Annotated in this window: 3 protein-coding genes; all 3 read left to right on the top strand. The window is 71.1% G+C overall.

Translation table 11 applies throughout. The annotated features are described in order from the left end of the window. Positions 1-1,322 (top strand): hypothetical protein (locus WAZ62_RS12830; protein WP_422643940.1); only part of this gene is annotated, 1,322 nt, incomplete at its 5' end. A gap of 14 nt (positions 1,323-1,336) precedes the next feature. After that, positions 1,337-1,504 (top strand): hypothetical protein, encoded by a 168-nt coding sequence (locus tag WAZ62_RS12835; RefSeq protein ID WP_422643941.1) that lies wholly within the window; start codon positions 1,337-1,339, stop codon positions 1,502-1,504. A gap of 13 nt (positions 1,505-1,517) precedes the next feature. Beyond that, a complete protein-coding gene (locus WAZ62_RS12840) occupies positions 1,518-1,820 on the top strand; it encodes a hypothetical protein (RefSeq protein ID WP_422643942.1) in 303 nt (100 codons plus the stop codon). The last annotated feature ends 149 nt before the right edge of the window (positions 1,821-1,969 follow it).

The following is a 1,969-nucleotide window of genomic DNA, read 5'->3' on the forward strand; positions in this document are numbered from 1 at the left end:
CCCGTGGCCTGATCGGGGCCGCGGCGAGGCCCGCGCGGGACATGCCGGCCCGCCGCCATGCGCTTGCCACGGCCTGGACGGTCCGGACCTCGCCGGCTGATCTTCAGTGGCAGGGTGTCTGCTGGTCGCCGGAACTGGGTCTCCTGTGTGCCGTCGCCGGTGACGGCAGCGGTAACAGGGTCGCGACCTCGCCCGATGGCGTCAACTGGACCTCGCGGGCAAGCGCTGCCGACAATATCTGGTCCGGGGTCTGCTGGTCGGCGGAATGCGGGATTTTCTGCGCCATCGCCAATGACGGCGCGGGCAACCGGGTGATGACCTCGCCGGATGGCATCGCCTGGACCGCGCGGACGAGCGCGGCCGACAATATCTGGTCCAGCATCTGCTGGTCGGCCGAACGCGGCCTGTTCTGCGCCGTGGCGACATCGGGAACCGGCAACCGGGTGATGACCTCGCCCGATGGCATCACCTGGACCGCGCGGGCGAGCGCCGCCGACAACAGCTGGTTCAGTGTCTGCTGGTCGGCGGAACTCGGCCTGTTCTGCGCCGTCGCCTACACGGGGGCGGGTAACCGGGTGATGACCTCGCCCGACGGCATCGCCTGGACCGCGCGGGCGAGCGCCGCCGACAACAACTGGCTGTCCGTGTGCTGGTCGCCGGACTTGGGATTGTTCTGCGCCGCCGCCAATTCGGGCACGGGCAACCGGGTGATGACCTCGCCCGATGGCATCGCCTGGACCTTGCGGGCGAGCGCGGCGGACAATGCCTGGCGCGCCGTCGTCTGGGCGGCGGAACTGGGGCTGTTCTACGCCATCGCCAATTCGGGCACGGGCAACCGGGTGATGACCTCCGCCGATGGCATCAGCTGGATCATCGGCGCCAGCGCCGCGGACAACAACTGGCGGGCGCTGTGCTGGGCGGGGGGACTGGGGCTGTTCTGCGCCACCGGGGTTTCAGGCGCCGGCGCCCGGATGATGACCTCCCCGGTCTGGCCGGGGCACCTGTCGCGGCGACGAAATATTCCGGGTTACGCCGCGCGGGGCGACGCCAGTGCCGTGCTGACGCCGGGTCTGGATGGCGTCTTCCAGCATGTCACCGCCACGCTGACCGCCGACCGGGTGCTGACCCTGTCCGCCACGGGCGCCGTCGCCGGTGACCTGTTCGAGATCCGGCGTGGCGGCGGCGGGGCCTTCACCCTCGCCATCGTCGATGGCGGGCCGGCTGGCGGCACCCTGCGCACCGGTTCGGCCGGGCTGGCCTTCACCGGCCGCTATGTCTTCAGCGGCTCGAACTGGGTCGAGCTGTCCTTCCTCGCCGCATGAGCAGGAGAGAAACCATGAGTTACGAGCCGGGGGCCCGCGTGCACCGTCTTGAGAACAGGGAAAGCGTGGGGGCCAGCGTCCTCGCGCGGGAAGGCGACCACTACCTGATCGCCTATGACGAGGGCGGGGAAGGCTGGTGGCCGGAAGCGGCCCTCGCCCCCGCGCCGGAAACCGCCGGCTGACAGGAGACCAGACATGACCGACATATCCCCCCGGCCGATCTTCAGACGCGGCGAATTCGAACGGCAGGCGATCCTCGCCATCGGCAGCCTGTTGACGGCCGGCATCCTGTGGATGGCGGCCACCATCAGCGACAACACGACCGCCGTCGCCGGTCTTCGCATCCAGATCGAGGCCCTGCGCGATCAGGTCGCCGAGCTGAAGAGCCTCGGCAAGGCCGCGCTGCCGGCCGACGACGCGCGGCGCGAGATCGGCCGGGTCGATGCCCTGGTGGTCGATCTCGAGGCGCGCCTGCGCCGGGTGGAGGGGCGGCGATGAGCCCGCCCCTGCCGCCCTTCGCCGGCCGCATCGCCCTTCTGCCGCGCCCGACCGAAGAGGATCGCGACACGCTGGCCCGCACCCTTCACGGCGAGGCGCGGGGCGAGGGCGTGCCGGGCATGGCCGCCGTCGCCGCCGTCATCGTCAAC

This window comes from Zavarzinia sp., from assembly GCF_049306435.1.
Lineage (GTDB): Bacteria > Pseudomonadota > Alphaproteobacteria > Zavarziniales > Zavarziniaceae > Zavarzinia.